This is a genomic window from Roseivirga sp. 4D4, assembly GCF_001747095.1.
Classification (GTDB): domain Bacteria; phylum Bacteroidota; class Bacteroidia; order Cytophagales; family Cyclobacteriaceae; genus Roseivirga.
The window spans coordinates 1,636,225-1,653,226 of sequence record NZ_MDGP01000001.1; the positions used below are offsets into that span (position 1 = coordinate 1,636,225).

15 protein-coding genes are annotated in these 17,002 nt (G+C 42.8%); 9 read left to right on the top strand and 6 right to left on the bottom strand.

Features of this window, described 5'->3' with window-relative positions; translation table 11 throughout:
• The first annotated feature begins 55 nt into the window (after positions 1-55).
• A complete protein-coding gene (locus BFP97_RS07095; RefSeq protein WP_069841747.1) occupies positions 56-988 on the top strand; it encodes an MBL fold metallo-hydrolase in 933 nt (310 codons plus the stop codon).
• A gap of 328 nt (positions 989-1,316) precedes the next feature.
• Positions 1,317-3,167 carry a PLP-dependent transferase gene (locus BFP97_RS07100; protein ID WP_069841748.1) on the top strand — a complete coding sequence of 617 codons (1,851 nt, stop codon included), beginning with the start codon at positions 1,317-1,319 and terminating at the stop codon, positions 3,165-3,167.
• A gap of 478 nt (positions 3,168-3,645) precedes the next feature.
• Here BFP97_RS07100 and BFP97_RS07105 read toward each other — a convergent pair whose 3' ends face one another.
• Positions 3,646-4,467, bottom strand: coding sequence for a M48 family metallopeptidase (locus tag BFP97_RS07105; protein ID WP_069841749.1), 822 nt, complete (start codon positions 4,465-4,467; stop codon positions 3,646-3,648).
• 122 nt (positions 4,468-4,589) lie between these two features.
• Here BFP97_RS07105 and BFP97_RS07110 point away from each other — a divergent pair, with 122 nt between their 5' ends.
• From BFP97_RS07110 to BFP97_RS07130, 5 genes are read left to right on the top strand one after another with little or no spacing between them, the layout of a single operon-like run.
• Entirely contained in the window at positions 4,590-5,198 is a 609-nt protein-coding gene (locus BFP97_RS07110) for a fumarylacetoacetate hydrolase family protein (RefSeq protein ID WP_069841750.1), read from the top strand.
• On the top strand, positions 5,185-7,086 hold the full coding sequence (locus BFP97_RS20880) for a M23 family metallopeptidase (RefSeq protein ID WP_069841751.1): 1,902 nt from the start codon (positions 5,185-5,187) through the stop codon (positions 7,084-7,086). The genes BFP97_RS07110 and BFP97_RS20880 overlap by 14 nt, the downstream gene beginning before the upstream one ends.
• A 3-nt stretch (positions 7,087-7,089) precedes the next feature.
• Positions 7,090-7,539: a thioredoxin-dependent thiol peroxidase gene (gene bcp / locus BFP97_RS07120; protein WP_069841752.1), complete on the top strand. Its 450-nt coding sequence runs from the start codon at positions 7,090-7,092 to the stop codon at positions 7,537-7,539.
• A gap of 23 nt (positions 7,540-7,562) precedes the next feature.
• On the top strand, positions 7,563-8,411 hold the full coding sequence (locus tag BFP97_RS07125; protein ID WP_069841753.1) for a transketolase: 849 nt from the start codon (positions 7,563-7,565) through the stop codon (positions 8,409-8,411).
• Between the two features lie 10 nt (positions 8,412-8,421).
• Positions 8,422-9,375, top strand: a complete 954-nt coding sequence (locus BFP97_RS07130; RefSeq protein ID WP_069841754.1) for a transketolase family protein — start codon at positions 8,422-8,424, stop codon at positions 9,373-9,375.
• Between the two features lie 153 nt (positions 9,376-9,528).
• Here BFP97_RS07130 and BFP97_RS07135 read toward each other — a convergent pair whose 3' ends face one another.
• Positions 9,529-11,103 carry an ArnT family glycosyltransferase gene (locus tag BFP97_RS07135; protein WP_069841755.1) on the bottom strand — a complete coding sequence of 525 codons (1,575 nt, stop codon included), beginning with the start codon at positions 11,101-11,103 and terminating at the stop codon, positions 9,529-9,531.
• Between the two features lie 90 nt (positions 11,104-11,193).
• On the opposite strand from BFP97_RS07135, the gene BFP97_RS07140 reads away from it, so the two are divergent.
• Positions 11,194-12,348, top strand: a complete 1,155-nt coding sequence (locus BFP97_RS07140) for an aspartate aminotransferase family protein (protein ID WP_317039315.1) — start codon at positions 11,194-11,196, stop codon at positions 12,346-12,348.
• Between the two features lie 50 nt (positions 12,349-12,398).
• Here BFP97_RS07140 and BFP97_RS07145 read toward each other — a convergent pair whose 3' ends face one another.
• From BFP97_RS07145 to BFP97_RS07155, 3 genes are all read right to left on the bottom strand, one after another.
• Positions 12,399-12,926 (bottom strand): hypothetical protein, encoded by a 528-nt coding sequence (locus BFP97_RS07145; RefSeq protein WP_069841757.1) that lies wholly within the window; start codon positions 12,924-12,926, stop codon positions 12,399-12,401.
• Positions 12,927-13,030: 104 nt separating this feature from the next.
• A complete protein-coding gene (gene hslV, locus BFP97_RS07150; protein ID WP_069841758.1) occupies positions 13,031-13,570 on the bottom strand; it encodes an ATP-dependent protease subunit HslV in 540 nt (179 codons plus the stop codon).
• 59 nt (positions 13,571-13,629) lie between these two features.
• Positions 13,630-15,279 (bottom strand): pyruvate dehydrogenase complex dihydrolipoamide acetyltransferase, encoded by a 1,650-nt coding sequence (locus tag BFP97_RS07155; RefSeq protein ID WP_069844232.1) that lies wholly within the window; start codon positions 15,277-15,279, stop codon positions 13,630-13,632.
• 190 nt (positions 15,280-15,469) lie between these two features.
• Here BFP97_RS07155 and BFP97_RS07160 point away from each other — a divergent pair, with 190 nt between their 5' ends.
• Positions 15,470-16,168 carry an SOS response-associated peptidase gene (locus tag BFP97_RS07160; protein ID WP_069841759.1) on the top strand — a complete coding sequence of 233 codons (699 nt, stop codon included), beginning with the start codon at positions 15,470-15,472 and terminating at the stop codon, positions 16,166-16,168.
• Here BFP97_RS07160 and BFP97_RS07165 read toward each other — a convergent pair.
• Positions 16,157-16,909, bottom strand: a complete 753-nt coding sequence (locus tag BFP97_RS07165) for a DUF6503 family protein (protein WP_069841760.1) — start codon at positions 16,907-16,909, stop codon at positions 16,157-16,159. The two genes, BFP97_RS07160 and BFP97_RS07165, sit on opposite strands and share 12 nt — an antisense overlap.
• Positions 16,910-17,002: the final 93 nt, after the last annotated feature.

Here is a 17,002-nt window from a genome sequence, read left to right on the forward strand (position 1 = left end):
ATAACCTTTAACTTAAAAGTAATTCTGTTTGGCAGAACTGATAAAACGCAGACCCATGGGCAAATTCAAAACAATCAAATCTATAATTGTTCTTAGCATTATTGCTCTTGGACAAATTGTTCAAGCCCAAGAAGATGAAATCAAACTCAGGTACTTCGGTACTGCTGGTTGGGAAATCACGGATGGAACGGTTACAGTCCTGGTTGATCCTTATATTTCTCGGCTGAAGTTAGGTGAAGGTCCTTCATCCAATAAAGAGGATACACGTAAAGTCTACAAGCGCTCTGACTACTTTGAATCCGATACGGTTTTGATTAATTCGCTGATTCAGAAGGCTGACTTTATTCTAGTACATCACTCCCACTTCGATCACCTTTCGGATGTGCCCTATATCGCCAAATTAACTGGTGCAAAAGTCATTGGAACTGAGTCTACAACCAATGTGCTTAAAGCCTATGGTGTTCCTAATGAGCAGCTATATACCGTAAAAGGTGGAGAAGATTATCAATTCGAAAACTTCTCGGTACGTATTTTAGAATCCATTCATTCTGCCTTAAACAAGAAGCATTACTTTGATTCTCGGATTATCCCTCCTTCTGTAACAGCTCCCATGAAAATCTCCGAGTTTGTCGAAGGAGGCTCATTGATGTTTTTAGCCAGATTCAAAAACCATAAAGTACTCACTATGGGTTCTATGAACTACATCGAAAGAGAAGTAGATGGACTAAGACCAGACATTTTATTGCCAGGTGTTAATTTCTCCAGGTTAGAAATCTACAAGTATACAGAACGTTTGATGCGGCTCACTGGCTTTCCAAAAACAGTGATTCCATCGCATTGGGACAATTTTCGATTGCCATATGGCTTCTCGCAAGAAAAGGCTATCAATGATAAAATCAAGCCTTTCATTGAAGAGGTAAAAGCCGCATCTCCTGATTCAAAGGTGATCACCCCTGTACATCTCGAAACGATTATCATCAAAGAATAGAAAACCAAGCTCAATTCTAATAGACGGGCTCGGAGCCGAAAACAACGCGAAGGACGGGTTGGTGTCAAGGTCATTGCTCCGCGAGCTTTCACAAAAAAGTATCAACCAATGGTAATGCTGACGTTGGATCCCCTCCGCACACTAACCAATTCAATTCGATTGACAAAAAAGGAACTTCTTCTATAGGCAGAAGTGTTGGTATTGACTCTGTTTTTTGACAATTTCCGAAGTCAAATAATTGGCAGGTTACAAAACCTCACATTCGGTCTGGAGAACCGTCTTAAATACAGTTTGAACTATAATTGGAAGCCTGTTCAAGGTGAATAGAATGGAATACAGCAAAACACTCGACTATCTAAAAGATGTTTTAGAAAATATGCCTGCCGACTGGCTCAACCTAACCACTCATCGACTGGATATCTACAATGAGGAACTGGCCAAGACGGAGTTTATAGAACAGTTTGAGGCTTTGTTTAATGATAACAATGCTCAAACCTCGGCTCTGAGTGAACTACGCACGGCATATGATTACATTCGACTTGGTCATCCATTGTCTTGTGTATTGGAATGGACAATTGCAAAGATCAATCAACTCGATCCAGAAAACGTGATCAGTTTTTCCTCTCAGACAACTCCAATTTTAGCGGTCCTGAGAAAGAACTTGCTCACTCGCAGAAACACCCAAATTGTTCACGGTGGCGAATTACCTGCACATTTCGATGCTGACTTGATTAAGCAGATTTATGGTTATCAATTCGAATTGAAGCAAGTTGAAAGTCCAGAGGAGATTAAAGCTTTTGATGGCAGTACGGTTTTCATCTCACGGCAGGGTGATGACTTATCGGTTAGTAACTTTGATCTCAATTCGAATATTGATTTTTATATCAGTCTTCATGATCAATTAGGAAGTATCGTATTGATCAATGGCGAAGAGAATAAAGCTTACTCCTCAGAAATCCAGCACGTAAGAAGGCGCGAGACCATCGCCATGACACCCGCTAATGCCTTGATTGGGCTTCAACAACTTATTGGTACAGAACCTAATTCAGAAAGCCACGATATTAAATCCAATAAGGCTTCAGTTTTGAGCTCTATTTCCCAGATCGCCAATACTAACATTGATGCTGTAGTAGCTTCTAGCGGGCTGTCCATGCAGTATGCCATTGTAATGGGCTTGATTCACGAAGCGAGAGAAAAGCATCCAGATAAAGCGATCAGAATTGTTGTACCCCCAAACTGTTATGGTGGCACTAACGATCAGGCCAGACGCGTTGCGGCATGTATAGAGAATGTGGAAGTTGTGGATTTGCCTGTAGATGGTGGTAATGATATGGTGCAAAGCACGCATCAGGTGCTGGATAGCATAGCGCAAGAAGATGCGATCCCCTATATCATTGCTGAGATACCCACTAACCCTAGAGTGGAAGTGCCGGAAATGATCAAACTGGAAGAGGCATTGAGTAAGCCTCGAAAGACTCCTACGGGTGAAACGGCCATTAATCCTGTTTTTATTTTAGATCAAACCTTCTGCCCTAATGTCCATTTCTTGGGAGAAGATGACATGCTAGCAAAAGTCCAAACGATCGCCTATGTAAGTGGATCAAAGTTCCCTAGCGGTGGAAAATGTACCGCAGGCTATGCTGTGGCGAATAAAGCCGCTGGGCATTTGATGGAAAAGATAAACCTACACCTCAAGCTTTGCGACAATGAAGCGACTGCTCTTCAAATGGAGATATTGGCTAAGCAGCTGCCATCCATGAATCAAAGAATTGCTGATGCTTATCAGAATACTCGTGAGTTTGTAAGCTATATCAAGGAACATTTGCCTAAGGCAAAAATCAACTTCGTGTCAGAAGAGTTGGCCGCACAAGGTTTTACCCCCTCCGTATTTTCATTAGACCTTCCGACCAAGGGCGATACTGATGAAGAACGAGAGGCTTACAAACGGGACTTAAACCTCAAGCTTATCGACTTAATGATTAATGAGATTCCTAATGAGAGTAAATACTGTGTGAGTTATGGACAGTTAAAGGGATGTTACTGGACTATACCTGCCACCTCTACTCAAGGAACTACCAAGGAAGGTGACAAAGATTATATAGCACGTGTGGCGCTTTCCCCTGATATGGACTTAGATCTTCATAAAAAGGTGTTTCTAGACTTTGTGAATAGTATTTGATACAGTACAACCGTCCATCTAATCACGAGTGGCGGGCGGGTGACCGAAAACCGCGTGAAATACAAGTCGGTCGGCCGGCAGCGTGTGCATGCGCCAAGACCGCGCTTGGATTTGGAGTTTTCGGAAAGGTTTTTTGTTTCTTTTTGGCTTATCAAAAAGAAAATGCATTAACCCTGAGAGATTCTAATTTCCCTTTCGGCTGACCTTACTTTTCCTTTGCTTCTCCAAAAGAAAAAGAGCCCAACCTGTCTGTCGACAGAGGCAGGCATCAAAACCATTGGAGCTAGAGGTACTTCTAAATCGACTTTATCAGCCAATGGTCACGCTGACGTTGGATCCCATCACTCGCCAAGCGATTCAAAGCCTAAATCAAAAGTAAATCGTTCGATAAACATACGGTGTATTCGTAGATGGCTGAAGAACACTCGATCACTTCTTTACCTCATCACTTCCTCACCTTCTCACTTAATAACTCAAATCATTTCCCACTCGCCTCATAATACTCCAATGCCTTAGGCAAAGCAGCATTTAAGCGATTGATTCTAGTCTCATGAGAAGGGTGAGTCGATAGAAACTCTGGCGGTGCCTGACCGCTGCTGCCGGCCGACATTCGCTCCCAAAACTTAGGGGCCTCGCTAGGGTCATAACCTGCAATGGCCATAAAGGTCAGACCTAATTCATCGGCCTCAGACTCATGTGTCCTAGAATATTTCAGCAAAGCCAGATCAGTACCGATGCCTACTGCTCTAAATACCATTTGCTGACTGACAGAAGGATCTTGACCCAAAGCGATCGCTCCGATAGAAAGACCAATTTGCTTAGCATAGTTTTGATTCATACGTTCCTGGCCGTGTTTAGCCACAGCATGCGCCACTTCATGCCCCATGACCACCGCTACACCGAGGTCATCCTGACAGATAGGGAGAATCCCAGTGTAGAAAGCCACTTTGCCGCCAGGCATTGCCCAGGCATTTACGGTGCTGTCATTATCAATCAGATTGAACTCCCAATTGAAACCTTCCAACAAGCTCGCATTTCCATTATCCGTTAAGTATTTTTCAACAGCCTTCTGAATTTTGGTACCAACACGTTTGATCATTGCCACCTGCTCTTGATTATCAGAAAGCGGAATGGAGTCCAACACTTGCTTATAGGCATCGGCACTCATACTAATGATCTGTTCAGATCCAATTACACCCGTCAGCTGACGTCTTCCGGTAATCGGTACTTTTGTACAAGCCCAGGTGATCAATACGAGTAAGAGAATAGATGCGATAAGAGATTTAGAAGTTTTCTTCATGGCGTTTCAGTGCTTACAAGAGCAAAATTGAATAATCTTTGGAGCTTGTCAAATGAAGACAAGGTTTTAATTTTGTCCAAACGAAAAACGGTCATCCTGACCTAGGCCTTAAACCATAGTAAATGAAAATTATTGCCATCGGCAGAAACTATGCCGCCCACATTGCAGAACTAAATAATGAAAGCCCATCTGAACCGGTGATTTTTATGAAGCCGGACACAGCTGTGCTTCGTAACAATGCTCCCTTCTACTACCCTGAATTCTCAAAGGACATTCACTATGAAGTGGAAATCCTATTGAAGATCAATCGCGAAGGTAAGTTCATTGATGAAAAGTTTGCCCATAAATACTATGATGAGGTGGGGATCGGAATCGACTTCACTGCTCGCGATATTCAAACACAGTGCAAAGAGAAGGGGCTTCCATGGGAAAAGGCTAAAGGCTTTAACGGATCAGCACCTATTTCTAACTTCTATCCAAAGTCGGATTTCGATTTAGCGAACCTCGATTTTTCGCTCGAAAAAAATGGAGAAACGCAGCAAAGTGGCAATACAAGTCTTATGCTTTACACTTTTGATCAGATCATTGCATATGTATCACAGTTTTTTACGTTGAAAAAGGGAGATATTATATTTAGTGGTACACCTGCAGGAGTTGGTCCTATTGTTGTTGGTGATACCTTAGAAGCGTATATTGAAGATAAATTATTACTCGAAGTTGAGATTAAATAAACTTTTACTTTTCCTACTACTCATCCTACCCGTTGGACTTTATGCCCAATATGAAGGAATCGATAAAGACTACTTCGAATTCCCCATTCAGCCCGATAAGACGAACTTTCTGAGCGGAAATATGGGCGAATTGCGCTCCAGTCATTTTCATGCAGGCTTAGACATCAAAACTGCTGGTAGAGAAGGACTGAATGTTTTCGCTGCTGCCGAAGGTTATGTCAGTCGTGTAAGGGTTTCCACAGGGGGTTACGGCAATTGTATTTACATACAGCATCCTAATGGCACTACTACTGTTTATGCCCATTTGCAACGGTTTAATCCTATCATTGCCGAATATGTCCTTAAAAACCAATACAAACGAAAGTCTTTTACCATCAATCTATTCCCCAAACGGAATGAGTTCAAAGTAAAGCAAGGCGAGATCATTGGCTTTTCAGGCAACTCCGGATCGTCCACCGGACCCCACCTTCACTTCGAGATTCGTGGGTTGAATCAGGAAGTTCTTGATCCGTTGAGAATAGCTGGCTTTGATCAAATCAAGGATGAGTTAGCACCAAGTGTTCAGCGCGTAGCCTTGAAAACGATGGACATTGACTCGCGTGTAAACGGTCAGTTTGGTCGTTTTGAGTTTTCATTGCAAAAGGAAAATGGCACTTACAAGCTAACCGATACTGTGGATGTTCACGGAAAGATTGGCCTTGAGGTTTATACCTACGATCAGCACAATGGGGCTGCCAATAAGAATGGAGTACCCTTAATCGATATGCTTGTTGATGATCAGCTCTATTTTAGCCAGAATATTGACACCATTGATTTTGCACAGCAAAAGAACATCCTTATTCATACCAATTATCAGGCGCAAAAGGAATCCAGAAGAAGGTATAACAAACTTTACGTAGACGATGGCAATACGCTTGACTTCTATGATGCTAAAGTGAATGATGGCTTCGTAAACGCCTCTCCAGGCGAAATCAAACAAGTCTCCATGCAGCTACAAGATGCTTTTGGAAATACTAGCAAAGTCGCCATGACCCTCCGTGGTGTTGAAAAGAAGAAAGCCATCAATACCGAGATTGAGCCCAGTAAAGGAAGCTATGTCCAGGACAATACGTTAATGCTTTTCCAGCCGAAGGACTCGACCAACAATAACATCACCATCTACAAAGAACAAGGTTCTATCATTGCCGAGCCTACCTATCAAAATGATAGGACCAATGTCTTTCTGATTGATTTAAGGCGTCTGTTACCTCAGTCCGTAACCTTTAATGATGGTAGTCAAGAGTCACTTCACTTTGCCGATCGAATCCCTGCCGCCAATGCTCACTCCTACCTGAGCGATACCTACTCCCTGCGTTTCTCAAAGAATGCCCTTTTTGACACCGTATATATCCGCGCACGGCACTTTATTGATGACGCTCAAATGGAGGTTTTCGAAGTAGATCAAGACCGCTATCCTTTAAAGGGTTCAGTGTACGCAGAATTTATGCCTTTGGCACAATATGACGACCTTGAAAAATATCATGTGTATAGTATCAAAAACCCACGAAACCCGGGGTTTGTGGGAGGAAAATATGATGAGGGTAAATTCTCTTTCAATTTTTCCAGTTTTGGCAAATACACGCTGCTCAAAGATGATGTAGCGCCTACCATCAAAAAACGCAGTGTGAAAAATGGAAGAATTAGCCTGACCATTAGAGATAATCTGTCGGGAATTAATAGCTTCGAAGCCAAATTGAATGGTGAGTGGATTCTCATGAAATACGAACCGAAAAGGAGTTTAATCTGGTCAGAACGATTAGATAAAAACAAACCTCTTGTTGGTGAGTTTGAATTGAAGGTGGCAGATAATGCCGGCAACGAATCATTCTTAAAACTAAAATTAGAATAACACATGGCTTTACAAGTAGGCGACAAGGCTCCAGCCTTTGAGGGTATCGATCAGGACAGCAACCCTATCAAACTTTCAGATTTCAGCGGCAAAAAATTAGTACTCTATTTCTATCCAAAAGACAACACTCCGGGTTGTACCGCGCAGTCTTGTAACCTTAGGGATAACTACGATGCTTTGTTGAAAGCTGGTTATGCAGTGGTAGGCATCAGTTCTGACTCTCCTAAGAAGCACCAGAACTTCATCGCTAAATACGAACTCCCTTTCCCTCTAATTGCTGACGAAGACAAAAGCATCCATGAGCAATTTGGCACATGGGTAGAAAAATCTATGTACGGAAGGACGTATATGGGCACAGCAAGAACTACATTTGTAATAAATGAGAGTGGTGTTATCGATGAGATAATCGCCAAAGTGAAAACGAAAGACCACACCGCTCAAATTTTAGACTAAATACCAACCTTTAACTTTTAATAGTGAGCAAACCAACAACAGCAGAACTTGAGCGCATCGCTTCACAAGTCAGACGTGATATAGTGCGCATGGTTCATGCAGTCAACTCAGGCCACCCCGGTGGATCGCTTGGCTGTACTGACTTTTTAGTAGCCCTTTATTTCCACATTATGAACCGTAAGGACGATTTCGATATGGATGGTAAAGGTGAAGACATTTTCTTTCTTTCAAATGGACACATCTCCCCTGTCTGGTACAGTGTACTGGCCAGGGCTGGTTATTTCGAAGTATCGGAACTAGCCACGTTCAGGAAGATCAATTCACGTCTTCAAGGTCACCCTGCTACAGAAGAAGGGCTGGAAGGCATTCGTGTGGCTTCAGGTTCGCTAGGGCAAGGTCTATCAGTTGCTTGCGGGGCAGCTCAGGCTAAGAAACTAAATGGTGATGACAATTTGATCTTCGCCCTTATGGGTGATGGTGAACTAGAAGAAGGTCAGGTTTGGGAAGCGGCTATGTATGCGGCTCACTGCAAAGTAGATAACCTTATTGCCACTGTAGATTATAACGGTCAACAAATCGATGGGCCTACGGACGAAGTAATGTCTTTGGGAGATTTGAAAGCCAAGTTCGAAGCTTTTGGTTGGACGGTTATTGAAAGCAATGGTAATGATATGGCTTCGATTGTCGCTAGCCTGGAAGAAGCCAAAGGATTGACAGGTCAAGGCAAGCCGATCTTGAACCTAATGACCACGGCAATGGGCTACGGTGTTGACTTTATGGTGGGCACACACAAATGGCACGGTGTAGCGCCAAACGATGAGCAACTCGCAGATGCACTCGGTCAATTGGAAGAAACTTTGGGAGACTACTAAACTAGAAACGATGACGAAATTTACTTATACAGAAAAGAAAGACACGCGTTCTGGTTTTGGAGCTGGTTTGGCCGAACTGGGTAGAACTAATCCTGATGTGGTAGCACTCTGTGCTGACCTTGTTGGATCGCTCAAAATGCAGGAATTCATCAAGGAGAATCCTGAAAGGTTCTTCCAAATCGGTATTGCAGAAGCCAACATGATGGGTATTGCTGCGGGTATGACCATCGGTGGAAAGATTCCCTTCACAGGCACTTTTGCCAACTTCTCAACAGGTCGTGTTTATGATCAAATCAGACAATCGATCGCTTATTCTGAGAAGAATGTGAAGATTTGTGCTTCACACGCTGGTTTGACGCTTGGTGAAGATGGTGCAACACACCAGATTCTGGAGGACATCGGAATGATGAAGATGCTACCGAACATGGTAGTGATTAACCCATGCGATTTTAACCAAACAAAAGCCGCTACGATTGCGATAGCGGATCATCATGGTCCGGTATATCTTCGATTTGGAAGACCTGCCGTGCCGATCTTCACCCCTGCTGATCAGAAGTTTGAGATTGGTAAGGCCATCAAAATGATTGAAGGCGCTGACGTAACCATCTTTGCTACTGGCCATTTGGTCTGGGAGGCGATTGAAGCGGAAGCTGCTCTAGCTGAGCAAGGCATTAGTGCCGAAGTAATCAACATCCATACTATCAAGCCTTTGGACACTGAAGCCATTCTAGCTTCTGTGGCTAAGACAGGTTGTGTAGTTACTGCAGAAGAGCACCAAATGAATGGTGGTCTTGGCGATAGTGTTGCGCAGACATTAGCGCTAAATCACCCAGCACCATTAGAAATGGTGGCAGTTGATGATTCTTTTGGAGAAAGCGGTAAGCCCGCTGAACTAATGACCAAGTATGGCATTGATGCTGCCAACATCATTAAGGCCGCTCAGAAAGTTATTGGTAGGAAATAGGAATAACATTCTAGTCCGTAATCGTCTAGAAACCATATTCATCGTCATTCTGAACCTGCCTGACGTCAGGCAGGCTTGTTTCAGAATCTTAAACTTCATTGAGTTAAGACCCTGAAATATATTCAGGGTGACGAGTCTATAGTTTATGGACGATTATTTTTTAATCTCTATCAAGAAGACTGGTCTACCCCAATAGGCAAACTCTTCATGCTGTACAAATTCCATGTCATCAGGGAAATCTTCGGCATGACAGAAGTAGAAACCTGGCTCAAATTTGGCTTTTTGATACAGTACTTCTTCCCTGGCAGCTTCCACATAGAACACTATGGTCAAAGACATGCGTAGGTCTCCATACCTGTATAGCGGTTGGCCTTTGGTCAGCTCGGCAATTTCATAGCCCAAGGTCCTGTCTTCAGCCGCTCCGGTATCCAAGGCCCTCGTAACTGGTACGATTGAAGAGAACCCAAACTTAAGGATTACCATTATCGCTGCTATGACCAAATAAGGCCTCACTCCTCTCTTAAAAAAGAAATACCCAAGTGTAATGATCATCAAAAGATTGATCGTAAAAATCACATTTATATTCGGTACTATTTGCAGCTCTCCAGCGAAATACCCAACCAAGGGCACAAGAGCAAAAAGGATGATAAACACAATGGCCATGACCTTCAAAACCCTCTCAAGTGTCTTAGACATGGAATTCAAACCCAAGTATACCAGTGGAATAACCATAAAAGGGAATAATGGATAGACATACCTTGACTTGGCCTCGGTAGAAAACCAATAGACTACAAAATTGAAGGCAAAGACCAATACACAGTACCAAACCAATGGGTTCTCCTTTAAGCGCTTGATAGCACCTTTCCTGAAAAGCAACGGCATGAACAACCCAGCAGGTAGAATATTCTTGATTGTATCTACCGGGAAAGTAACCAAATGTTCTAACCATTTCACAAAACCTCCTCCAGTGGCCTTATCCGCAGACTCTGAAAATAGTGTGGTCCACCACCCTGTCACATCCTCATATTGACTATACATAAAAAAGTAGCCCCCAACCAGCAAAACAAACAGACCAATACCAGCAAAATGAGGCACTCTTAATAACATCTTAAACTGGCGTTTATGAATAAAATAGACGAGCAAAGTGATTGCCGTGAATGGTAATGATGTCAGCCCCTTTGTTAGAAAACCAATGGCTGTAAAAACATAAACAACCATAAATAACTTCCAATAAGCCCCCTTTTCGCCATAGTTATAAATGGCAAATATCGGAATGGCTGTTACCAGAGCATAGAATAAGTCGATCTCTCCTAAGGTACTGAAGTACATTAGTATATCCGCTGCTAATACCAGACTCATGGCAGCAAACACAGCGGTGATGTGGCCTAAATATTTTCTTGTGAAGAAGAAGGTGATCAGACTGAGCATCAGGTGACTCAGTACCGAAAAGAAACGAGTAGCAAATTCTGTATAACCTCCAAAGAGTTTATATGAGGCAATCAGTACCCAGTTATAAACGGGTGGCTTTCTGAAGTATAAATCACCTGTCTGTGTGGGCACCCAAATGTTATCCTGGAAAATCATTTCCAGAGAAATAAGCCCTCTCCTGGGCTCCTCTAAAAACAATGGATAAATGCCCAATTGGTAAAAGAAGGAGAAGATTAGCAGTACGAGACATCCCACCAGGAGCTGTTTTTCGGACTTAACCAAGGGCGCTGTACTAATCATCCATCAAAACTAACAGATCAAGGCATTTCAATAAGCATATCTTCATTAATTTCGTGCATGCTTTCGGCTTCAGAAATATTCCAAACCCATTTGGCTCAAACATCCCCTCATCCACTTCAACTTGAGGTGAGCCATGCTGAGGGATCCTACATTTTTGATAAGACAGGCAAAAAGTACTACGACCTGATTTCAGGAATTGCTGTTTCTAATATTGGACACTGCCATCCCAAGGTGGTTAATGCAGTAAAGGCTCAAGTGGACCAGTACATGCATGTGATGGCTTATGGCGAGTTTATCCAAACACCTCAAAATGAGTTGGCAACTCAACTAACAGAGCTACTTCCTGACCATTTAAACTCCTGCTACTTTGTCAATAGTGGAGCTGAAGCCAATGAAGGGGCATTAAAGCTTGCGAAACGCATTACCGGAAGGACAGAGCTTATCGCTTGCAACAAATCATATCACGGCAGTACACATGGTACATTAAGTGTCTCGGGAAACGAAGTAAAGAAGAATGCTTTCAGACCACTCTTACCAGATGTACGGTTCATCGACTTCAATAATGAAGAACACCTAGATCAAATCACGGAACGCACCGCAGCGGTTATCATTGAGCCAGTCCAAGGTGATGCAGGGGTAAGAATTCCTACCAGAGATTACCTTAAGAGACTAAGGCAAACATGTACCGAAGTTGGTGCCCAACTGATCTTTGATGAAATACAAACCGGTTTCGGAAGGACAGGAAAACTTTTTGCTTTTGAGCATTTCGATGTGACTCCGGATATATTGACCATTGCCAAGGCCTTTGGAGGTGGTATGCCGATCGGGGCGTTTATTAGTAGTCGAGAGCACATGAACCTGTTGACCCATAACCCTATGCTAGGTCACATCACCACATTTGGTGGTCATCCCGTCAACTGTGCAGCAGCTTTAGCAAACCTTAATGTAATTCAAGAAGAGAGACTTCTTAATGACGTTGAGCATAAGGGAGAGCTCTTAGCAGCTACCATTCAACACCCATCCATTAAAGAGATTAGACGAATAGGTCTAATGTTTGCCATAGAATTTGAATCGGCAGATACAGTTCAGGAAATTGTATTTAAGTGCCTCGAAGAAGGGGTAATTACTTTCTGGTTCTTATCATGCCCTGAAAGCTTCAGGCTTGCGCCTCCAATTAGTATGTCGGATGAAGATCTGATCTACGCGGGTGAGGTCATTCGCAGAATCATTGACGAATGCCCATAAAAAAAGCATCCATAAAATGGATGCCGTATATAGTTAGTAGTTGTTAAAACTTAATTCTTGCTTGATATCACTGAACCAGTGTAATCGCTCTGTCTCAGGATTTTGACCTTCTCCTCGCCCATTACCACATAGTCTACACGAAACTTAGTCATGTCCTGAATACTACCGTAGCAAATTAAAAGTTGAGCTTCACAGCCAATCGTAATACACTTTTCTACTTCCTGATCTCTAATAGCAATGTTGATAGGTTCGGCATTAGCTCTTGCCAAAACAATTCCTGAGTTTGCTATTTCAGCCTTTTTGAAAGGATAGATATGATACTCAGGACCTAGCTTGTCGACCTGAAATTTCGTCAAATCAATTTTATCCATGGCATCACCTGCCAAGAGTGTGACGAAACCATCCTTTACTGCCAATGCAGCATTTTCCACCACCTCATCATTTCCCAAGTGCACAGTAGCACCCAACAGAAGTCTTCCCTCACTAGCCTCGCGATACTCAGTAGATATCGGGGCTTCAGCACACGAGAAGGCCATTGCCAGAACTAGTAGAAAAGATAATAATTTGAAATTCTTCATGCTTTTAAGTCAATCGAGAGCATACACTCTCCGTCTAACGCGGTGGTTTAGCTTATGAAGGTTGTGGTCAGGAAGTCACAAATGCGTTACTTCTTATATCAAATTTACGAAATTCTCTCGATAATCAAATTGTGATTGGTGTATATGCAGATGTCAGCAGCGATTTTGAGACTCTCGTCTACAATTTGTTGACTGTCTAATTGAGGAGCATGTTTGAGTAAAGCCTGAGCAGCAGCTTGCGCATACATACTACCTGAACCAATGGCTGCGATCCCATTATCTGGCTCTATTACATCGCCTGTCCCTGAAATGATCAGAACATCTTCCTTGTCGGCAGCGATCAGCATAGACTCAAGTTTACGCAGGTACCTATCTGTTCTCCAGTCTTTTGCCAATTCAATAGCAGCTCTTTTCATATTTCCGCCATATGCGTTCAACTTCTCATCGAACCGCTCTAAGAGCGTAAAGGCGTCCGCGGTAGAACCTGCAAAACCTGTAACCACTTTACCATCCTGCAGCTTTCTTATCTTCTTCACATTACTTTTGGCAACTGTATTACCCATAGTTGCCTGGCCGTCAGCACCTATAGATACCGAGCCATTATGTTTCACTGCTAATACAGTGGTTGATCTTATTTTAGTCATTCTATTATGTCTTTAAAAAACAAAGTCCCGTATGATACGGGACTTTGATATGCTTTGTTTTAAACCAAAATCCTTACAGGATCTTCAAGTAGTGATTTGAAGGTCTGCAAAAAGGCCGAACCTACTGCACCATCAACCACTCTGTGGTCGCATGACATAGTCACCTTCATGATGTTACCAATCGCTAACTGACCATCCTTAACGATAGCCGTCTGCTTGATTCCACCTACTGCCATAATACAAGCATCAGGTGGATTGATAATGGCTGTAAACTCTTCAATACCAAACATTCCCAAGTTTGAAATGGTGAATGTGTTGCCTTCCATCTCTTGTGGTTGCAATTTCTTGCTCTTGGCCTTTCCACCGAGGTCTTTCACTTCAGCCGAAATATGAGACAGTGGTTTGTTATCAGCGAACCTGACTACAGGCACTAAAAGCCCTTCATCCACAGCAACGGCAACGCCAATATGCACATGATGATTCGTTCTGATTCTATCTTCAAGCCATGATGAATTCACTCCAGGGTGTTTTCTTAATGCAACCGCGGCTGCCTTAATCACCATGTCGTTAAATGATATCTTAACCGGTGACACTTCATTCATGCTTTTTCTAGCTTCAATCGCCTTGTCCATGTTAATTTCCATGGTAAGGTAGAAGTGCGGTGCAGCAAACTTGCTTTCGCCAAGTCTTCGTGCGATCACTTTTCGCATTTGACTTAACTTCACTTCTTCAAAGCTTTCTTCACCAACAATAGTTGGTAATTGAACTGGCGCAGGAGCATCCGCTGCCACAGCCGGTTGAGCTGAAGGAGCTGCTACCGGAACGAACCCTTCAACATCTCTCTTGATGATCCTTCCGCCTTCGCCACTTCCAGGCACTTGGCTAATATCAATTCCTTTTTCTGAAGCCAATCGTTTCGCTAATGGAGAAGCTTTCACCCTCCCATTGGCGGTAGCAACTACAGGCGCAGCACTTGGCATACTAGGCGCAGGAGCCGCGCTTGTCGAGGGAGTAGCTGCCGGAGCTGGTGCCGGTGCTTCAGGGGCTGGAGCTGGCGCTTCTTCCGCACCGCTCTGAGCCTCAGCTTTAATCAAAGTTTCATAGTCAGCTCCCGGCTCTCCAACAATGGCCAAAATGCCATCAACTTTTACTGCCTCTCCTTCGGCAGCACCTAAGTACAACACCGTACCGTCATTGTAAGACTCGTACTCCATTGTGGCTTTATCCGTATCAACTTCAGCCATCAACTCACCAGATTCTACCGTGTCTCCTACTTTCTTGTGCCAAGCTGAGATAGTACCTTCTTCCATGGTATCACTCATTTTTGGCATTCTTACGATTTCAGCATTGATAGCGCTAGTGTCTATTTTTTCGCTTGGCGCAGCACTTGGTGCGGCAACCGAAGTTTCTTCTTCTTTAGGTGCACTGGCAGGTCCAGCACTACCGTTCAACAAGGCTTGATAATCTTCTCCAGCTTCTCCGACAATGGCTAAAACCCCATCGACCGCAACAGCATCTCCTTCAGCAGCACCTAGATAAAGCACTGTTCCCTCATTGTAAGATTCATAATCCATTGTAGCCTTATCAGTCTCTATCTCGGCCATCAACTCACCTGAATCTACCTTATCTCCTACCTTTTTATGCCAAACCGCGATTACCCCTTCTTCCATGGTATCGCTCATTTTCGGCATTCTTACAATTTCAGCCATAAATCTCTCTAAAATTTGAGCACCAAAAATAGTTTTAAATAGCTCTATATTCAAATTAAAGATACGCTATTCTATAGTGCTCTTTTTCCAACATTTCTGCAAACGATTGCCCTCCACCCTGTCCTCAAGATCATGACATCTCAGATTAGCTTTTTTAGCGAACTTGGAGTAACTTTCTCAAAACTAGTTCATGCAAATCAACTACTCCATTGCATCTCAAGGATCAGCAATCTCCGAGCACTTTCAGACCGAAGTAGCAGATGACTACATCCCTACTTTTAATGCTCAACCTAGCGATATTTTACCTGTTATCACCAGTGAGAATCCTGAGCATTTGTCTCACTTTTATTGGGGAATAAACCCATCCTTTTCTAAAAGTCGTGGGGTAAGTGATAAACTGCTTTATGCCCCTGTTGAGAATATTTTGACCAAGCCTAGCTTGAAGAAATCGTTGCAAATGCAACGTTGTGTTGTTGTTGCGGATAGTTTTTACAACTGGAAGGAAATAGCCAAAAAGGAAAGAGTACCGTATCGTTTCCACCTCGAGAATAACGCTTTGTTTGCCATAGCTGGTCTTTGGGACTCTTTTGAAACAGAGGCTGGAGATACTGTTCACACCTTCATGATGATCACCACTCCAGCATCACGCGAAGTAAAGAAAGTAAGCGAAAGAATGCCTGCTATTTTAAATGATGACCTATTATTGGAATGGCTGAATGAGTCAAACACTTCGGAAAGTATTCATGATTTCATTAAGCCATATGACGAGGAGCATATTTTCCAACATACGATCAACCCGAAACTAGCGGATCCAAATTTTAACGATAAAGCATTGTGGGAAAAGGTGCCTCCTGCTAATCAGTTTGGCAACCTAACCTTATTCAACTAGGCTTACCTTCACATTCTCTAGCTCGATAATTGATAGCAATCTAAGCTGATCAGTTTGAAAAGCGTAATCCAGCTCTTGCGCAGGGAAATCTTTGTCAATCGTATAGTTACGATAATCCTGAAATCTGACACCGTTAACTTCCCTTTGGTTATAAGCTTCTCTGAAGCGGACTCCTCCGCCATTAATATTATAACCATAAGCCAGAAAGTCTATGGTAAAGTCTTCTTTATCGATCCAATAGACATAGACGTTTTCAAAATCTTCTCCTCCACCATTTTGGCCATATGTCACCTCTACTTTATAATAAGCCTTATCATTGATATCCACTGATCTCATCAACTGTCGATTAACAACAGGATCATCTAGGTTGAAAGGTAATAAGGCAAAGTAGATGACGGAATTGGTAGCGGTGCGGTAGGTTCTAAGGTTTTCCTGATCAAGCTTAATTTCTTTTTCATCAATCATTCGCTTGAACTTGTCATTGGACCAAACATCTGTGACCCAACCTTCTTTACTACGGAAACTACGTTCATAAACGTATTCCCCATTGCTGATCTTAGCTCTGAAATGTCGCTTTCTGAAGTCGAATTCGACTTCCATATTATTGTACTTTTCTCCTCCGTGGCGTTCTACCGCCTTCTGGATGATCTGATCGGCAGTTAATTTCTGCTTATCATCTCCACAACTCTCCAAACACACCAGCCCAACAAAAATCAGGCAGTACAGACTATAATTTTTCATTCGTTGAAAAAACCCTATCCACACTGTTACGCAGAGTTAGGAAACAGGTTACATAGATTTTTCCAATTCATCAATTCACCGAATCACTTATAA

Bases quoted from the DNA above. Each gene is read 5' to 3' on its own strand.
- BFP97_RS07095 (WP_069841747.1), top strand. From the start codon at position 56: ATGGGCAAATTCAAAACAATCAAATCTATAATTGTTCTTAGCATTATT.
- BFP97_RS07100 (WP_069841748.1), top strand. From the start codon at position 1,317: ATGGAATACAGCAAAACACTCGACTATCTAAAAGATGTTTTAGAAAAT.
- BFP97_RS07105 (WP_069841749.1), bottom strand. From the start codon at position 4,467: ATGAAGAAAACTTCTAAATCTCTTATCGCATCTATTCTCTTACTCGTA.
- BFP97_RS07110 (WP_069841750.1), top strand. From the start codon at position 4,590: ATGAAAATTATTGCCATCGGCAGAAACTATGCCGCCCACATTGCAGAA.
- bcp (WP_069841752.1), top strand. From the start codon at position 7,090: ATGGCTTTACAAGTAGGCGACAAGGCTCCAGCCTTTGAGGGTATCGAT.
- BFP97_RS07130 (WP_069841754.1), top strand. From the start codon at position 8,422: ATGACGAAATTTACTTATACAGAAAAGAAAGACACGCGTTCTGGTTTT.
- BFP97_RS07135 (WP_069841755.1), bottom strand. From the start codon at position 11,103: ATGATTAGTACAGCGCCCTTGGTTAAGTCCGAAAAACAGCTCCTGGTG.
- BFP97_RS07145 (WP_069841757.1), bottom strand. From the start codon at position 12,926: ATGAAGAATTTCAAATTATTATCTTTTCTACTAGTTCTGGCAATGGCC.
- hslV (WP_069841758.1), bottom strand. From the start codon at position 13,570: ATGACTAAAATAAGATCAACCACTGTATTAGCAGTGAAACATAATGGC.
- BFP97_RS07155 (WP_069844232.1), bottom strand. From the start codon at position 15,279: ATGGCTGAAATTGTAAGAATGCCGAAAATGAGCGATACCATGGAAGAA.
- BFP97_RS07160 (WP_069841759.1), top strand. From the start codon at position 15,470: ATGCAAATCAACTACTCCATTGCATCTCAAGGATCAGCAATCTCCGAG.
- BFP97_RS07165 (WP_069841760.1), bottom strand. From the start codon at position 16,909: ATGAAAAATTATAGTCTGTACTGCCTGATTTTTGTTGGGCTGGTGTGT.